General features: G+C 41.5%; 15 protein-coding genes. 6 read left to right on the top strand and 9 right to left on the bottom strand.

Going from position 1 to position 18854, the window contains the following annotated elements:
* Positions 1–229: 229 nt before the first annotated feature.
* The gene (matP, locus tag AACQ83_RS04835) at positions 230–685 is read right to left on the bottom strand and encodes a macrodomain Ter protein MatP (protein ID WP_112876522.1); all 456 of its coding nucleotides are present in this window, start codon (positions 683–685) and stop codon (positions 230–232) included.
* 206 nt (positions 686–891) lie between these two features.
* Between matP and AACQ83_RS04830 the strand changes: the two genes are divergently transcribed.
* The 3 genes from AACQ83_RS04830 to AACQ83_RS04820 all read left to right on the top strand — a co-directional run bounded on the left by AACQ83_RS04830 (position 892) and on the right by AACQ83_RS04820 (position 3979).
* Positions 892–2622, top strand: coding sequence for an AAA family ATPase (locus AACQ83_RS04830; protein ID WP_112876660.1), 1731 nt, complete (start codon positions 892–894; stop codon positions 2620–2622).
* An 83-nt stretch (positions 2623–2705) separates the two neighbouring features.
* Positions 2706–3224: a bifunctional 3-hydroxydecanoyl-ACP dehydratase/trans-2-decenoyl-ACP isomerase gene (fabA, locus tag AACQ83_RS04825; protein ID WP_036768799.1), complete on the top strand. Its 519-nt coding sequence runs from the start codon at positions 2706–2708 to the stop codon at positions 3222–3224.
* Positions 3225–3640: 416 nt separating this feature from the next.
* A complete protein-coding gene (locus AACQ83_RS04820) occupies positions 3641–3979 on the top strand; it encodes a hypothetical protein (protein WP_112876523.1) in 339 nt (112 codons plus the stop codon).
* Positions 3980–4374: 395 nt separating this feature from the next.
* Here the strand turns inward: AACQ83_RS04820 and rmf are convergent, their stop codons facing one another.
* The 6 genes from rmf to rlmKL form a co-directional block, all read right to left on the bottom strand.
* Entirely contained in the window at positions 4375–4542 is a 168-nt protein-coding gene (gene rmf / locus AACQ83_RS04815) for a ribosome modulation factor (protein ID WP_112876661.1), read from the bottom strand.
* A gap of 246 nt (positions 4543–4788) precedes the next feature.
* Positions 4789–5352 (bottom strand): membrane integrity-associated transporter subunit PqiC, encoded by a 564-nt coding sequence (gene pqiC, locus AACQ83_RS04810; RefSeq protein ID WP_192880984.1) that lies wholly within the window; start codon positions 5350–5352, stop codon positions 4789–4791.
* Positions 5349–6998, bottom strand: coding sequence for an intermembrane transport protein PqiB (pqiB, locus tag AACQ83_RS04805; RefSeq protein ID WP_112876524.1), 1650 nt, complete (start codon positions 6996–6998; stop codon positions 5349–5351). Before pqiB ends, pqiC begins: the two co-directional genes overlap by 4 nt.
* 20 nt (positions 6999–7018) lie before the next feature.
* Positions 7019–8266, bottom strand: a complete 1248-nt coding sequence (gene pqiA, locus AACQ83_RS04800; protein WP_112876525.1) for a membrane integrity-associated transporter subunit PqiA — start codon at positions 8264–8266, stop codon at positions 7019–7021.
* An 82-nt stretch (positions 8267–8348) separates the two neighbouring features.
* On the bottom strand, positions 8349–10265 hold the full coding sequence (locus AACQ83_RS04795) for an ABC transporter ATP-binding protein (RefSeq protein ID WP_112876526.1): 1917 nt from the start codon (positions 10263–10265) through the stop codon (positions 8349–8351).
* A gap of 5 nt (positions 10266–10270) precedes the next feature.
* A complete protein-coding gene (rlmKL, locus tag AACQ83_RS04790; protein ID WP_112876527.1) occupies positions 10271–12388 on the bottom strand; it encodes a bifunctional 23S rRNA (guanine(2069)-N(7))-methyltransferase RlmK/23S rRNA (guanine(2445)-N(2))-methyltransferase RlmL in 2118 nt (705 codons plus the stop codon).
* 102 nt (positions 12389–12490) lie between these two features.
* On the opposite strand from rlmKL, the gene AACQ83_RS04785 reads away from it, so the two are divergent.
* The 3 genes from AACQ83_RS04785 (at position 12491) to AACQ83_RS04775 (ending at position 16672) form a co-directional block, all read left to right on the top strand.
* On the top strand, positions 12491–13609 hold the full coding sequence (locus AACQ83_RS04785) for a YcbX family protein (RefSeq protein WP_112876528.1): 1119 nt from the start codon (positions 12491–12493) through the stop codon (positions 13607–13609).
* Positions 13610–13853: 244 nt separating this feature from the next.
* Positions 13854–15152, top strand: coding sequence for a glycosyltransferase (locus AACQ83_RS04780; RefSeq protein ID WP_112876529.1), 1299 nt, complete (start codon positions 13854–13856; stop codon positions 15150–15152).
* A 224-nt stretch (positions 15153–15376) separates the two neighbouring features.
* The gene (locus AACQ83_RS04775; protein ID WP_112876530.1) at positions 15377–16672 is read left to right on the top strand and encodes a glycosyltransferase; all 1296 of its coding nucleotides are present in this window, start codon (positions 15377–15379) and stop codon (positions 16670–16672) included.
* A 352-nt stretch (positions 16673–17024) separates the two neighbouring features.
* On the opposite strand, the gene AACQ83_RS04770 is transcribed toward AACQ83_RS04775, so the two are convergent.
* Together AACQ83_RS04770 and pyrD are read right to left on the bottom strand one after the other, a co-directional pair.
* The gene (locus AACQ83_RS04770) at positions 17025–17570 is read right to left on the bottom strand and encodes a cell division protein ZapC (protein WP_112876531.1); all 546 of its coding nucleotides are present in this window, start codon (positions 17568–17570) and stop codon (positions 17025–17027) included.
* Positions 17571–17761: 191 nt separating this feature from the next.
* Positions 17762–18772: a quinone-dependent dihydroorotate dehydrogenase gene (gene pyrD / locus AACQ83_RS04765; RefSeq protein ID WP_112876532.1), complete on the bottom strand. Its 1011-nt coding sequence runs from the start codon at positions 18770–18772 to the stop codon at positions 17762–17764.
* Positions 18773–18854: the final 82 nt, after the last annotated feature.

Raw genomic sequence — 18854 nt, 5'->3', positions numbered from 1 at the left:
GTTCTGCGTGAGTTTGGAACATTTTACCGTACCTCAATGAAATAGTTATTACTAAGATCAGCAAAATAGAAAAAGATTCAAAAAAATCCCCCGATTTTTTATCAGGGGATTTGTGTATGAAAGACAGATTGTCAGATGGGGTTTTCTTTTACCGATAGTGAAATTTTATATCAAACTTATTAAGGAGCTGGTTGCGATACCAGCCTATAGCAACCTATCACAACTGAAATTACTCTTTCTTACCCAGAATAGCTTCCAAGTCGTGTTTCAAGCTGGACATCTGATTGGCATACTTTTCTTTCCGCTCAGCATCTTCAATTAACTGGATAATAGTTTCAGACAGTGTATTACCCCGTCGCTGAGAAAGTGCAGATAAGCGATGCCACACAGGAAAATCTAAGTCGATGGATTTCTTGCGAGTATGCTGATGTTCCGCATTAAAATGCCGTTTACGCCGAGCGCGGATAGTTTGTTTCATCCGGTTGGATAAATCAGGATTCATATGCTGTTCAATCCATTTCAGTACCCTTACCGGTTCACTCTCAAGTTCAATGAGTTTATCAACGGCTGCATGAGCTGCGCTGTTTTCAATATATTTAGTAATTGGCTCGCCTTCTTGATGTTTTTTCATCAGATAAGCCCACTTCCAGCCACATTCCAAATTTTCCAGTTGTTGATATTTCATCTTACTTTCTCAGTGACAGCGTAACTAAAAATAAGCATAACAACTATTTTAGTAAATTGCTTATAGCCAAATTGATTAATATCTGTTTTTTGAAAAAATTATTTTTTACATGAAGTGCCTACAATAGCAAACATTCAAGCATGTTGGTTTATATCTTAATCTTGTATAATCGACGCTTTCCTACTTTACAACATACAGCGATCACTTTGACCACTAACAAACTAGACTGGCAGGCATTACTGCCGAATTGCGTTCCTTATGATGCACTTTTTCATTCTGCTTCCCAACAGGCGTCTGCCAGCATGGAAGCCGTTCAATCACGGCTACATAGTGGTTTACAGCTTTTTTGCCGGATGGATTCCCGCCAGCCTTTTATGCTATTGAAAGCCGAAGAATGTGATATTTATTTGTCAGCGTTAGCTGAGTCTATCCGTCCATTACTCACGAAAGAACCTCCCCAAATTGGTGGCAATTATCACATACAGCAACAGAAAATTAGCTGGCAACCATCAACAGCAGGCTATTTCACACCTGAGTTACGCGTCGCCTATCGTGAATGGATAGAAGCAGAGCAACTATTTGGCTGCTTCCATTCTCACAACGGAGAAATTCACTTACAACCCGGTCTGATTCATCAGGTAAATGGCGGTGTACTTATTCTACCGCTACGTACCCTACTGTCTCAGCCCTTAATGTGGGTTCGCCTGAAGCAGATGATTATTCAGCAACGCTTTGAATGGTTGTCTCTGGATGGCAGCAAACCGTTACCATTACCTATCCCTTCTATGCCATTAAAGCTACGTCTGATCCTGGTTGGAGATCGTCTAAGCCTTGAAGAGTTTCAGGCTACAGAACCTGAATTAGCAGAAAGCGCTCTATATGGCGAATTTGAGCTGGATATGCCATTTCATAATGAGCAGGATTTAAGCCTGTGGTGCAATTATATCAATGGGCTCATTCAACAATGGCAATTACCTCCATTGAGTCATAATGCTTGGCCTGAGCTTGTCCAACAAGCAATCCGCCATGTAGAAGATCAACACCACCTGCCTTTAGATATTCTCTGGCTACAACGGCAACTGACTACTGCGTCACTCTATCAGCAAGAAAATCAGATTACAGCTCAATCAATTAAACAAGCAGAGGAAAATCGCCGCTGGCGTCACAATTATCTGCCTGAACGTGGTTTAGAGGAAATTCACACAGGCCAGATTCTTATCCGTACCCAAAGCATGGTCATTGGTCAAATTAATGGATTATCTGTGCTAGAGTATCCCGGCCATCCTGATCCAGTAGGAGAACCATCCCGTATCACTTGCGTGGCCCATATGGGAGATGGGGAATTTGTTGATGTTGAACGCAAAGTTGAGTTAGGCGGCAATATCCATGCGAAAGGCATGATGATTATGCAAGCATTTTTAATTTCCGAGCTAAAATTAGATCAGCCACAACCTTTCTCTGCATCTATTGTATTTGAACAGTCCTATAGTGAAGTTGACGGCGACAGCGCCTCTCTTGCCGAATTATGCGCACTGATAAGCGCTCTTTCCCTGCAACCCATTGATCAACAACTGGCCGTCACAGGTGCAGTAGATCAATTTGGTTATGTTCAACCAATCGGTGGTATTAACGAAAAAATCGAAGGTTTCTTTGAAATATGCTATCGCAGAGGACTAACTGGTCAACAGGGGGTTATTCTACCAGCGGCGAACGTCCATCATTTATGTCTTAATCAAGCCGTTGTAGATGCAGTAAAAGCGCAGAAATTTCATTTATGGTCAGTAAAACATGTTTCTGAAGCGCTGCCTTTATTGACAGGTATCCCTTATTATGATCAACAAGAAACACACTTGTTAGCTATGATACAAGAACGTATAACACAGGCGAATAATCAGGAACGACCTAAATTCCCGTGGTTTCTTCGCTGGTTGGGTTAATTCAGAATGTCTGATCGGAGTTGTTCAGCGTACAAGTGTACTCTATTATTTACCCTACACTAAATATAAGGCTATCTGATAATATGGTTGATAAACGTAAATCCTACACAAAAGAAGATCTTATCGCATCTGGACGCAGTGAGCTGTTCGGAGAAAATGGGCCGCCATTACCATCTGGTAACATGCTAATGATGGATCGCATCATTGAAATGACAGAAAACGGCGGTACCTACGATAAAGGCTATATAGAAGCAGAGCTGGACATTACCCCTGATTTATGGTTTTTCGACTGTCATTTTATTAATGACCCAGTAATGCCCGGCTGCCTTGGCCTTGATGCCATGTGGCAATTGGTTGGATTCTTCCTTGGCTGGCTAGGTGGTGAAGGCAAAGGCCGTGCCCTTGGCGTTGGTGAAGTTAAGTTCACCGGCCAGGTATTACCAACGGCTAAAAAAGTCACTTACCGTATCAACTTTAAACGCGTCATTAACCGTAAATTGATTATGGGACTGGCTGATGGTGAAGTGTTAGTAGATGGTAAAATCATCTATACGGCAACAGATTTGAAAGTAGGCTTGTTTAAAGATACCAGCTCTTTCTAATAAATAATCAGTAACATATCGAAAAGGAAGGTGACTGGCTGGCTAATTGCTTTTCACCTTTTTCACTAAAAGCACACCACCAATTAAAAAAACACCTGGTGCTATTTTTGTTCCCTCCAAGGCAATTCCGGTTATATCTCAGAGTATGAGGTTCAATATCCATACAGAAAAAAATCAAATCAAGTTCTAACTTTGACCTACCTCGACTAGAAATAACACAAATCCACACCTGGATACCTGCATTATAAACATCCAATTGTCGCTGACCAATCCGTATACAATTGGCAAATTGTGCTATGATCAAATTGACCTGATATATCAAACAAGCTCACCAGAGCATACTGATAACAGGTGAAAACATTAATAATGATTAAGATTGATGATTAATATTAACAAACACACCGAGGTAATATTATATGAACATCAGAAAAATACTGCTCATAATCATAGCATTAACTCTTACACCAACTGCCATTGCAAAACTCGATAGAATTGACGGTACCGTCGAAATGCTAAAAGCGCCTAACACAAATGGAGATTGCTATGGAAAAATAGCGACGCCTACCCGTATCCAAGGATTTAGGTGGGTATGTACTATTAATGGCGGATCGACGCTATTATCATTGCTTCAAACAGCCTATACAAGTCATGAAACTATAACCATATCAGTCGATGGGATTGAAGAATATAGCCGTCTCTTTTGGGTTGAATTACATCATAAATGTTTATCAGACTCATCTCACTGCAATTATTGAATTACCATCATCCTTCGCATTAGCAAGTAGATTACTTAATGGCCGCAATATTAGTCGTCATATTGAATAGGTTAAATAGGATATGTTACCTAGCGGCCATTCATTCACATATCACTGGTGATTTAGCTGAGGGAATAAGTCACTAAATAACTAAATAGTTGATAAACCATTAACACCGGAAAAAACTTATTTTATATGGTATGGGCATTTTTACTTTCGTCACAACCAAAGGTAGTCACAGTCAAAGGAAAATTTGGACAGAGAAAACTTACAGGATTCAATCTGACAGATATCTGTATAAACAATCAGTCACTGTCAGATTAAATTTGGGATATATATCACTGATAAGAAATGGAGGTTTTTTCTCACCTAACCTATACCATCAGTTTGGCAGACTAAGCCATCATCGACCTGTCTTCCATCGCCTGACGCCATCCACCTAACCAATGAGAACGGGCATCTAATGAATAATAGGGACAATGCTCCCTTGGACGCCCCAAAATACCTGCATGGTACCCTCTCGACAATGCTCGTGCTAAACGATCTCGTTTCTGTCTCTTCATGCTTTTATTTACCTCATAAGCTAGATCAGTAGAAAGAAAACAGTGGTCATCATTCATCCAACCACAATTTAGAAATACCCCTATAAATTTTGAAAATCAAGTCAAGAAATTCATATTAATGTAATATTTGTTATATCAGTACAAAAAAAACAATAACGTATTAATAATAAAGAGAAATTTTTATCCTACTGATAATACCAATTTTCTCCGAGTGCAAAAGTTTTACACTCGGAGAATGACAGAGGGTTACGATTGGGAAATTAATTGACTGGCAATAGCTTGCGCCAACTGACTCCATCCTTTTGCCAATGTGCGGACTAAATCATCGTAACCATCTTCTTGCTGTTTTAGCGCCAGATTAAAGGACTGTTTAACGACATTCTCCTGATGCGTTAATGTACAGTAACCTTGCAAAATCACCTTACCATCATAACGACCATGAAAACTGGTAACTGTCACGTCTAGTGTATCTGGCTTATTAACCAATGGTTGAGCAGAAACTAAACGCTGAGGCAATGCCATAGTTAACTCAGCTACCAGCACTTGCTGTAACTGTTGTTCAAGTGGACTTGCCCACAAGTGATTCGCCGCACTGACATAACTAACATCACTACTTTGATACACCACACCGGAGGAGGACAGATAATCGGACAACATAACCCGTTGTACCCATAATTGGCGATCATGCTGCACAATAGCACTCTTTTGTGATGCTATTGCTACTACCGGCAATTGATAGTAAGTTTTTTCTGGCTGACGGCTACAAGCAGAAATAAAAATCACTAAAATTAATGCCAATCTTCTCATCATTTTTTAGCCTTTTTCGGTTCTGGATCTTTAATTGGCTTAGACTCAAAAACTAACGCATTGCTCTTATTATTCAACGTCCTCAGAACAGGTCGCAGTTCACTCAACACTTGATCTAATCGCTGCATATTATCCAACATCTTGTTATAAGCCGGTGAACCAGGCTGAAAACCTTGCATACTGCGGCTAAACTCCTGCAATGTTTTCTGTATATCTTTTGGCAGATCTTTGGTTTCAGGATTCGCCAGCACCTTATTCAATTCATCAAGGGTCTGTTGTGCTTTTCTGATCGCTTTCTGACTCTCTTCCAAAGTGCGGATAGCCTGATTAAACATTGGCTCAACCGGCATATTATTAATTTTGTCTAACGCTGCAATAACCTTATGTTGAATTTGAGCAAGGCCACCACTGATTGTCGGCAATAGCGGATAACCTGCAATTTCATACGGACCGGACCACCCTTTTTCATTTGGATAGAAATCCAAATCAATAAACAGTGCCCCTGTCAGCAAGTTACCTGACTTGAGGGACGCCCGCAGACCACGTTTAGTTATGCTATTCAACTCTTTCTCAACATCAAACCCTTCTCCCAGCTCCTTCTGAAAGCGCTCCGGTTCAATGGAGATAAGTACTGGGATACGAAAATCGTTATCTAACCGCTGTCTCATTCCCTCTGAATAGAATGGTACTTTTGCCACAGTCCCCATACGGATACCACGGAACTCTACTGGCGCACCCGGCTGTAGCCCTCGAACAGAATCAGAGAAGAGCAACAGATAATCTTTATGTTCAGTATATAAAGAGTCCTGAATGCTTCTTTGGTTGTCAAAAAGTTTGTAAGTGGCTTTTTCTTTAATTGGCTCACCCAATTCCCAACCCTTAGGCACATCAAAACTGACACCACCACCAAACAACGTTGATAACGAAGCCATTTCAACACGTACCCCCTGAGAAGACATATCAAAGGTAATACCACTCTCTTTCCAAAAGCGGACATTGGTTGTCAACAAACCATCATAAGGTGCATTAATAAATAGCTGATATCTCATCAGATGAGATTTCGGTTCAAACTCGCTGGTTTCAACAGAACCAACCCGATAACCACGAAACAACACCGGATCACCCGGATTGAGCTGACCCGCTTTATCACTGACCAAGATGACACGAATACCTTTTGCATCAGGTGAAGCCAATGGTGGTGAATCCAACAAATTAAATTCATCTTCTTCATCACCATTCGTTCCCGGTTGAAGCTCAATAAAAGCCCCGGACAGAAGAGTACCAAGACCAGATATTCCATCACGGCCAATCTGCGGTTTCACTACCCAGAAAGCGCTGTCACTACACAATAGATTTTCCATGCCATCATTCAGCCGAGCCTTAATAATAACTTGACTAAGATCATCACTCAGCATGACCCTCTCAACCACGCCGACATCCACACTACGGCTTTTAATTTTAGTTTTTCCGGCTTCAATGCCCTCCGCGTTGAAGGTAATCAACGTCACTTCCGGCCCTTGGTGGTTGAAATGGTAAAACAATATCCAAGCACCTATAAGCACTGTCACAATCGGTACAATCCAGACTGGCGACCAACTTTTAATTTTATCGATTTTAGCCTGACTCTGGTCTTCAACTTTATCCGTCACCTTGACACCCCTTCATTGCCTTATAACGAATGTTTAACGTTGGCCCTATCCCAAATTAAACGCGGATCAAATGTCATTGCCGCAAACATAGTCAGGATCACAACTAAAGTAAAAATAACTGCCCCCATAGCAGGGTAGACACTCATCAATTTCCCCATACGTACCAGTGATGACAATATTGCGATAACAAATACATCAATCATTGACCAACGGCCAACAAATTCGACAACTTCATAAATAAAATGCATTCGGGCGGAATCCCGTTTACCGTGACCTTTGGCATCCCAACACAACCAGCTAATTGCCAGCATTTTCAAGGATGGCACCATAATACTAGCAATAAAAATGACTAAAGCGACCGGGTACGAACCTACACTCCATAGTAATATCACTCCAGCCATAATAGTGGAGTCACTCCGATTACCTAACGATTCTGTCACCATCATTGGCATAATATTAGCAGGAATATACAGCATTAAAGCTGTCACTATCAGTGCCATTGTCCATTGTAGACTGTTGCGACGACGGGCATGCCCACGAGTATAACAACGTGTACATACCAATTGGTCTGCCGGTAAAATAGCCGTACAACACTGGCATAATCGAACACCCTGCACTAACCCCGATCTTCCTGCCTGTAACGGTATATTCACCCTAGGTACGAGGGTTATCTGATTCCATAACCAGTGGCGATCCAGACATTGAAATGCTCTCACCTGGAGAAGACAGAACAGACAATATGGCAAAAAACTTAAACCTAACCCAATATCACCATAAGCCATTAACTTAACGAAGCTGACTAACACCCCTGCCAGAAAGATTTCAACCATACACCAACTTTTCATCTGGAATAAAACCCTGGCCAACCAGACTCTTATCTTCTGAGAAGTAACAACACCCTGGCACAAGAGAATAACCGCTACCATACAAAACGTAGGCACCAGTTGAACACAGAGCAAAAAGAATGTTCCCACACTGACGTAATTTTCATTAAACATCACCTGAGGGATTTGAAATAAGGTAATTTCACTGCCAATTCCCGCCACACTCATGCTGACAAACGGAAACAGGCAAGCCATTAACAGCATAAATAATGCACTGACTGCATAACCTGTTGGCTGATGTTTAGGTTCTTTCCACCATGTGACTAATGTCGTCTTACAACGAGGACAAACTGCCTTCGTTCCCTGAACCCATTCTGGCAATGTCACCAGCAAATCACATTGAGGGCACAATACCATTTCATGATGATGGTTACCGGAACACAAGATCTTTCTCCCTGTTAAGGAAATCGGGAATATCCACAGAATCATACTCAGAAGAATTCGCAGTATGATTCTGCTAATTATGTTAACTATTAACTGTTTTCAATGTTTCCAATTCCTGCCAGCGATCAAAAGCCGCGTCTAATGCTTGCTCTTTTTGAGACAGTTCAGTCAATATTTTTTGGGTTATTACATGAGGCTGATTAAAAAAGTCAGGATCACTCACTTGAGATTGTAACTGATCAAGCTCTTCTTCCAGTTTCTCCAACAATGATGGTAATTGCTCTAACTCTCGTAATAAATGGTAACTCATTTTGTTACGAGAATTTTTTGGCGGTTCCTTAATCTTTTCTACTTTAACTTCCGTTTGAAGTTTTTTCTTATTTTGCTGGCGCAACGATACAACCTGTTCGCGCTGTTGCTGAGCATCGTAATAACCACCAACATAATTATTGATCGCACCATTACCTTCAAAAATCCAACATTCTGTCACGGAGTTATCAACAAATTGACGATCATGACTCACCAGCAATACAGTACCTGTATAATTGTCTACCAGCTCCTCCAGCAACTCTAATGTTTCCACATCCAGATCGTTGGTTGGCTCATCAAGTACCAACAAATTACTGGGTTTCAGGAATAGACGCGCTAGTAACAATCGGTTCCTTTCACCACCAGAAAGCGCTTTAACCGGTGTCATTGCCCGTTTGGGATGAAACAGAAAATCCTGCAAATAACCCAGAACATGACGAGGACGACCATTCACCATCACTTCCTGTTTACCTTCAGCTAGGTTATCCATTACGGTTCTTTCCGGATCAAGTGCTATCCGATGCTGATCAAAATAAGCAATTTCTAGTTTAGTACCACAATGAACACGGCCACTATCAGATTGCAGCTCACCTAACATCAGTTTCAGTAAAGTTGTTTTGCCACAACCATTTGGTCCTACCAGTGCAATCTTATCCCCACGCTGAATTTGCACACTGAAATTATTGACCAGTTTCCTTTCACCAATTTGATAATTAACATTTTCCAGTTCAAAGACAATTTTGCCGGAACGACTCGCTTCTCCCATCTGTATTTTAGCGGTTCCCATTACTTCACGGCGTTGTGAACGCTCAATACGTAATGCCTTCAATGCCCTGACACGCCCTTCATTACGAGTACGACGCGCTTTAATCCCCTGACGTATCCACACTTCTTCCTGAACCAACTTACGATCAAACTCAGCATTTTGCATCTCTTCCACACGCAACGCGTCTTCTTTGCCTTCAAGAAACTTATCGTAATTACCCGGCCACGATACTAACTTACCCCGATCCAAATCGACGATACGGGTTGCCATATTGCGAATAAATGAACGGTCATGAGAAATGAAAACAAGACTACCCTGAAAATCTTTTAGGAAATTCTCTAGCCATTCAATCGTATCAATATCCAAGTGGTTAGTTGGTTCATCAAGAAGCAAGACTTTTGGCAAACTAACCAACGCCCTTCCCAATGCTGCCTTACGCAACCAACCACCTGAAAGAGAAGAGAGCTTCGCTTCCGCAGGTAAAGAGAGCTGTTTCAATACGTCATTAATGCGGCTATCCAGTGACCATAACCCACGAATATCCAGCACCTCCTGCAATTCTGCCAGGCGGTTAAGGTTTTTCTCATTTGGATCCTGCTCCACCAAGCGGGAAACCAGATGAAAAGATTTAATATATTCGGCCTGCTCCTGAACGCCTTCGGCAACAAAATCAAAAACCGTCCCTTCTATATTACGGGGGGGATCCTGCTGTAAGCGGGCGACAACCAGATCCTGTTCGTAAATAACCTGACCATCATCCAACGGCTGCTCTTTTGCTAATACCCGTAACAAAGTAGATTTTCCAGCACCGTTACGGCCAACCAGACAAACCCTTTCATTTTCTTCTATATGCAATTCTGCATTATCAAGTAATGGTGCATCACTGAACGACAACCACGCACCAGATAAATTTATCAATGACATAGTAATTATTTTTCCTCACCAGCATGACGTAATAGCCAGCAGTTGTGAATCTGACGATTGCGGGCAAAATCCTGCGACTGGGTTTTACTGGTGATTTCTTCTGCCACCAAGCCTGCTTTTTCCAGCTCAGCAAAATCCATTTTAAAACCACGTTTATTATTAGAGAACATCAGCGTTCCTCCACGACGCAACAAGCGCTTAAGCTGTCTCATCAACATGATATGGTCGCGTTGTACATCAAATGTATCTTCCATCCGTTTAGAATTGGAAAAAGTCGGCGGATCAATAAAAATCAAATCAAACTGTTCATTGGCCCGTGCCAACCAAGTGAGACAATCTGCCTGAATCAACCGATGCTGACGCCCGGTTAATTCATTAGCCTGTAAGTTCCGTTCAGCCCATTCAAGATAAGTGCGAGACATATCAACCGTCGTTGTTGAACGTGCGCCTCCTAATCCAGCATGTACCGTCGCTGCTCCGGTATAGGCAAACAGATTCAGAAAATCTTTTCCTTCACTCATTTCACCTAGCATTTTTCGGGCAATACGATGATCAAGGAACAAGCCAGTGTCCAAATAGTCAGTTAAATTGACCCAGAATTTTGCGTCATACTCATTTACCAGAAAGAATTCCTGTTTTTCTGCCATTCTTTCATACTGGCTTTTGCCTTTCTGACGCTGACGAGTTTTAAGTACTAATTGATTTGATGAAAGTCCAAGAATTTGCATCGTTGCACTGATAACATCAAATAAACGCTGACGCGCTTTATTAGCATCAACACTTTTTGGCGGAGCATATTCCTGAATCACTACTTTATCCGCATAACGGTCAACAGCCACATTGTATTCTGGCAAATCAGCATCATACAGACGATAACAATTAATCCCTTGCTGTTTTGCCCAGTGAGTTAATTTCTTTTCATTTTTGCGCAGACGATTGGCATAATCTTCCGCCACATTCACCTCTGATGAATGCGGTTTATCTGACAACTGATAATTTTTCTGTACGCAATCCAATGGACCATTTTTAGCTTTAAACTCACGTTCAGCCCGTAATTGCAAGCAGCTCAACAATTCAGGTGACGCACTAAATAGAGACAGACGCCAGCTAGGGAAACGGCTTTTCATTATCCGCCCAAACAAACTGTGTAGTGCAATCAATGCCGGCTCACTTTCCAAACGCTCACCATAAGGTGGATTACTTAATACTGTTCCAGCAGGGCCTTCTGGTAACGGATTTTCCAGACGACTGGCATCACCTTGCTGGAAAGTTATCAACTGCGCAACCCCGGCTCTACGAGCATTTGACCGAGCCATATCCAGCACTCTGCGATCAATATCAGAACCAACAAAACGGGAAGCTGTCTCCTGAAGACCTTTACAAAAGCGGATCTGCGCTTCTGTGGTCACCTCACGCCAAATTTCTTCATCATGTTGCAACCAAGCAATAAAGCCCCAGTGGTTACGATGAAGCCCAGGAGCACGATCAGCCGCCATCATTGCAGCTTCAATCAATAATGTGCCGGAACCACACATAGGATCGACCATCGGAGTACCAATCTGCCAGCCTGAACGTAGAATAATCGCAGCAGCCAGATTTTCTTTCAGTGGGGCTTGACCAGCAAGATCGCGATAACCTCGGATATGCAAACCATCACCACTCAAATCCAATGCAACACTGGCTTTCTCTTTATTCAAAAAAACATTAATGCGAACATCCGGCTGTTGCTTTGCCACATTGGGGCGTTGATCCAACTTACGAGTAAAACTATCGACAATGGCATCTTTAACTTTTAGCGCACCATATTGCGTGTTACGTATTTCTTCATTTGTGCCACTGAAATGCACAGAGAAAGTACTGTCTACAGAAAAAATCTGGCTCCAATCAATAGACTGAACTCCAAGATAGAGATCTAAATCGCTATAAACATTAAATTCGTTTAGCGGTAGCAAAATACGTGATGCCAGCCTGCTCCACATCAGACTTTTATACATCACTTTGCCATCACCTTGAAAATGAACTCCGCCTTGCACAATTTTGCATGATTGCGCACCCAGCATTTCCAGTTCGTTCTTCAACAATTCTTCTAATCCACGCGCCGTGCTGGCAAACAGAGAGTTCATATGACATATCACCAAAAAGAAAATTGTTACGCATTATAGCCAATCCGAGTGACATGTCATAAAGTTGCTCATGTCAGAAAAATATTTTGTGGAGATTAATGGATGATCACTCTGTCTCGCCTGTATACCCACCCAGTGAAATCTATGCGTGGCTTGCAACTCTCCCATGCCTTAGTCAGTGAAAGCGGCCTTATATTTGATCGCAATTTTATGATCACCATGACAGACGGGACTTTTATTACCGCCCGTAAATATCCTCAGATGTTGTTATTTACTCCGGCTATGTTAAATAACGGTATTTATCTACGTGCGCCCAACGGAGAAAATGCCACCGTACTTTACAGCGATTTCCTACCTGAACAACAACCTACGGAAGTATGGGGCAACCATTTTACGGCTCTCATTGCACCAGAAACCGTTAACCAATGGCTAAGTCGTTTCTTTGGCATTCCGGTGCAATTACGCTGGTTAAGCCATGAATTAACCCGCAGAGTAAAAAAACACCCCGAAATTCCATTATCATTTGCGGATGGTTATCCATTTTTACTGATTAATGAAGCCTCATTTCGTTTATTACAACAACGTTGCCCGGCCAGTATTAAATTAGAGCAATTTCGTCCAAATATTGTTATTACCGGTGCAGAAGCATTTGCAGAAGACAGTTGGCAATCAATTCAGATTGGCGAGGTTATTTTTGATTTACCTAAACCATGCAGCCGCTGTATTCTGACCACCGTCAGCATTGATAAAGGCATTAAAAATCCAAATGGAGAGCCATTAGCGACATTGCAATCATTCCGTACAGCAGAGAATGGTGATGTCGATTTTGGTCAGAATTTAATTGCTCGTTCAAGTGGTATTATTCGAATCGGGGATAATATCATTATATTAGCTAAGAAAGATCCTTGTAAATATGGCAGTGGTGAAAAAGCTGAAGATATTACTGCACCAAAAACAAATGAGCAATCTGTCATTATCGAATATAATGGGCAAACTTTCACAGGTAATAATCAACAAATTATTTTAGAGCAACTGGAACAACAAGGAATAAGAGTCCCCTATTCATGTCGGGCGGGCCTATGTGGATGCTGTAAAATTTCTTTAATTAAAGGGGATGTTTTTCCTTTAAAAGCCACGGCAATTAAAAATAATGGCCATATTCTGGCCTGTTGTTGTATTCCAAAGAATAATCTTATTCTTAAAAGTAATAGCGCAGAATAGATCTTAAATTCAAATCAAACCGCAGTGCCGTAAATTGGCACGCGGGCTGACTCGACAAAACATGACTGAACTACATGCCTTAAACTATTTGTCATTGCACAATTCTCTGAAAAAATCGAGCATAATGATTATTGCAATACTGAATTAATTATTACCATAATGAATTTATAACTACTGTCATAAAATGATTACACTCTAATCAGGAGCTTAAGTCACTCAGACAAAACACCAAAGGAGTAAAGTCATGGCACGTATCATCATTGCAGCGCTCGCAACCCCTGGACATGTCTATCCAATGTTAAAGATCGCTCAATCACTAATAGCACAAGGACATCAGGTAACCGTGTTTACCGGTGCATTATTTCGCCAACAGGTAGAAGCTTTAAGCGCACAATTTGTCCCTTTTGATCAACAGGTAGATTTTGACTACCGCCATTTAGAACAGCATTTTCCCGACCGTGCTCAACTTCCTCCGGGAAATGTACAAATGGCACTAGCATTCAAGAATTTCTTCTCCACCCCAATCCCAGTTCTTGACCGCCAATTACGGCAAATTATCCATGAACAACAAGCAGATCTACTTATAGCCGAGAACTGCTTTTATGGCATATTACCCCTGCTGCAAGAAGAAAAAACCCATCGTCTTCCAGTGATAGTCATTGGCATAACACCTCTGGCTTACTCTTCGAAAGATTCAATTTTCTGGGGGCCACGTATCCCACCTGCGGTATTACCACCAGAATTGACACATGAACAGCTCGTCGATAAAGCCAACCAACAACTCATAGCCGAAGTGCAGGATAGTTTCAATAATTCATTAGTCCAGTCAGGAGGCTCTGCATTAACCAGACTTTTTAACGATGAAGTCATCTTTGGTGCTGATCGCTTTTTGCAACTCTCAACTCTGGCATTTGAATACCCACGAGAAGGATTGCCTGATACGGTCCATTTTATTGGCCCCCTCCCCAATCCTGCACCGACAACAACCTCACCTCAATTATGGGAAGAAGATGATCCACGTCCATTAGTTATAGTTACTCAAGGTACTATTTCCAATACCGATTTAAATCAGTTGATTCTCCCCACATTGCGTGCACTGACTACATTATCGGTACGTATATTGGCAACCACCGGTGGCAGATCGGTAGAAACACTGAGTAAAGATCTACCTGAAAACGTGCGCGTCGAAGAATTTATTTCATTTGAGCACTGGCTGCCGAAAGCTTCATTGCTGATATCCAACGGGGGCTACGGAACCATCAATTATGCTCTCAGCCACGGAACACCATTACTTATTGCCGATGCAGGAGAAGGCAAGCAGGAAGCAGCGTTTCGTGTTGTATGGGCTGGATGCGGTACTAATCTGGATACAGCACATCCCACTGAATCTCAACTAAAGCAAACAGTGGAAAATATGCTGAGTACAGACTTGTTTAAACAACGTGCGCAAATTGTCCAAAAAGATTACGCAAAACACGATGCATTAGCGGCAATATCCCGTCACGTAGAACAATTAATTCTCGAACAAAACCACATTAACTAAACCCAAATACCTTCTTCTTTCCTCTCCGTTTTGGTGCTAACACAGACCGACAGGGAGAGGAAATCGGCATATTTCATTACATCATAAAAAATAAATCAAAGTTATTATTGTAATAATTAATTATTATTTCTGTAATTATTTTATAATAGTAGTCATAAAATAATCACCCCTGAGTCAGGAGCTAACTAGCGTAATTAAATCAAAACAGTACAAAGGAGCAAATTATGGCACGAATTGTCATTGCTGCAGTTGCAACACCAGGGCATGTCTATCCGATGTTAAAGGTAACTCAATCACTGATAGCACAAGGACATCAGGTAACTGTCTTCACTGGCGCGTTGTTTCGCCAACAAGTAGAGGCTTTAAATGCACAATTTATCCCTTTTGATGAGCAGATAGACTTTGATTACCGCCACTTAAAACAACGTTTTCCTGACCGAGCGCATCTTCCTCCGGGAAATCTGCAAATGGCGCTAGCGTTTAAAGATTTCTTCTGTACTCCAATCCCCTTCCTCGACCGCCAACTACAACAAATCATCCATGAACAGCAAGCAGAATTACTGATAGCCGAGAATTGCTTTTATGGCATATTGCCACTACTGCAAAAAGAAAAAGCTCATCGCCTTCCCGTGATCATAATTGGCATAACGCCTCTGGCTTACTCTTCGAAAGATTCAATTTTCTGGGGGCCACGTATCCCACCCGCACTATTACCATCAGAATTGACACATGAACAACTCGTAGATGAGGAAACCCGACAACTAATAACCGAAGTACAGGATAGCTTTAATGATGCGTTAGCTCAGTCAGGATGCGCTACGTTAACCAGATTTTTCAACGATGAAGTCATTTTGGGTTCTGACCGCTTTTTGCAACTTTCAACCCTGGCATTTGAGTACCCACGAGAAGAATTGCCTGATACAGTCCATTTTATTGGCCCCCTTCCCAACCCTGCTCCGATAACAGAATCACCTCAATTATGGGAAGAAGGTGATCCACGCCCATTGGTTATAGTCACTCAAGGTACTATGTCTAATACCGATCTAAACCAGTTAATTTTCCCCACATTGCGTGCACTGGCTGCATTACCTGTACGTGTATTAGCAACCACCGGTGGTAGTTCAGTAGAAATACAGCCAGAGAACATACCTGACAACGCATGTATCGAAGAATTTATCTCATTTGAGCACTGGCTGCCAAAAGCTTCATTGCTAATATCCAACGGGGGTTACGGAACCATTAATTACGCCCTCAACCACGGTACACCAGTGCTCATTGCCGATACAGGAGAAGGTAAGCAGGAAACAGCGTTTCGCGTCGTATGGGCTGGATGCGGTATTAATCTGGATACAGCACAACCTACTGAATCTCAGCTTAAGCAAACAGTGGAAAATATGCTACGTACAAACTTGTTTAAACAACGCGCACAAATCGTCCAAGACGATTACTCCAATCACGACGCATTAGCAGCAATATCCCATCACGCAGAACAATTAATCTTCGAAAATCGTGCTAATTAACTTCATTATCTCTCCTCCCCATCTCGGAACTAATGTTATCCAGAGGGGAGGAAATTATAAAAGCGCTTCTTATCTATTTTTCATGCCTGCTTCAAATGAGTGAGCTGTAGCTATTACATATAATAAGCAAATTTCTGTGATAATAGCCAACAGGAGATTTTAGAACACAAGACAAGAAAAGAGTGACTTACTCATAATCAGGTGGGAAGATGTGAATGAGATAAAATTTCCTCAAATGATAAAGAACAATTTTCTTAATTAAAAACAGTGATTATCTTCTGACTTGTCGTTCTATTTTCAAAAAGTGTCTTTACTCTTGGAAATCACAAAACAATGGGATCTTAAACCCAAATCAAATCGCAGTGCCATAAATTGGCGTATAAATAGGTTCCACAAATGGCATCAATCGATCATTCATAATCTTAATTGGATCACAAAAATTCATTACCCGATCGGATAACTTTAATTGCGATTGAGCTAGCAAACAAAGGCTCGCACTATCCCCGGCCTCTACTACTAAGAATATAGCATCTGTCCCGCAATCCTGGAGCCGTACCTGAATCAGCTCTCCTTGTATCGGCTTCTCTATCATGGCAAAACGAGAAAAATACCAGCTTCTTGGCATTTGTGGCTTAATAAAGCGGAACGCCACTAATGCATTAAGAACTAATTCAGCCCTGGATTCATCTGAAATATTAATTCGGCGTGTCTGCTCTTCAAAACAATAATAAAGCGTCGCATCTTCTACAGAAAATGAAGTTTCTCCCATTGCATAGGGTATCAGCATCTTAGCAGGAAAACAGGAACGAAAAACCATACCATTAGACAGATCGAGCATTACACGGTCATGGTCAGCATCAAAATACCAGCGCCATTGATCATCAGGTTTAATGTTCATGAATTACCCTTTTATGCCAGGAAAGTTTACATCGTCAAACAGATTGTAAATAACTTGCCCGCTATTCAGTAAAATAAATCCTGCCATAATTAAAAGATATGCAAAGATACAGATAAAATTTAGGCGATCAGAGTGAATATAGACGAGTTGGGGGCAAAAATAAACCCCCAATGATAAATTAACAGAAAGATCTAGATATGATTGACGATATCTTTGATTAATTTTGGACCATGATAGATAAATCCAGAGAAAATCTGTATCAAAGAAGCCCCTACTGCTATTTTTTCTCTGGCGGCGACAAGTGAATCTATTCCACCAACACCGATAACGGGAATTTTACCTCTTAATTCCTGAGAGAGCTGACGAATAATCTCTGTACTACGCAACTGGGCCGGCCGACCACTTAACCCACCAGCTTGTTGGCAATAGTTAAGCCCTTCAACTAATCTCTTGTCTAACGTTGTATTAGTTGCAATAGCACCATCGATATTATGACGAATTAAACTATCTGCAATTTGAATCAACTCTTCTTGAGAAAGATCTGGCGCAATTTTTACCGCAACAGGGACATATTTCTGGTATTTTTGTTGAAGTTCACTCTGTTTATTTTTAATCGCCGATAATAGATCATCCAACGCTTCGCCGTATTGAAGCGTTCTTAAGCCAGGTGTGTTAGGTGAAGAGATATTAATTGTGATATAGCCAGCATGAGGATAGACTTTATCCATGCAGATTAAATAATCATCTTTTCCATGCTCTACTGGTGTATCTTTATTTTTGCCAATATTGATCCCAATAACTCCGCCATATTTTGCCTTTTTAACATTCTCTACCAAGTTATCAACACCAAGATTATTGAAGCCCATACGGTTAATTAACCCTTCTGCTTCAACGATACGGAATAATCTCGGCTTATCATTTCCTGCCTGAGCGCGTGGGGTTACGGTGCCAATTTCAATAAAACCAAATCCCATTGCACCAAATGCATCAATACAATCGCCATCTTTATCAAGGCCCGCGGCCAGACCGAGGGGATTTTTAAATGACAGGCCCATACAAGTAACAGGCTTCGTCGCAACTGACTGGCGGATCAGAAACTCGAAAGGACTACCGGTAATACGCTTGAGCTGGCGGAAGGTTAATTCGTGTGCCCGTTCCGGATCAAGCTGGAACAACGCTTTCCTGACTAGTGGGTAGCACATAATTCTAAACCCATTAATTAATTTATAAACATTAAACTACACATGTCTCTATACACACTCAGATACCATTTGAAGATTTTTG

This window comes from Photorhabdus sp. S10-54 (assembly GCF_963878145.1).
In the GTDB taxonomy this organism is placed as follows: Bacteria; Pseudomonadota; Gammaproteobacteria; order Enterobacterales; family Enterobacteriaceae; genus Photorhabdus; species Photorhabdus kayaii.
This window is presented reverse-complemented; position numbering and strand designations above follow the sequence as displayed.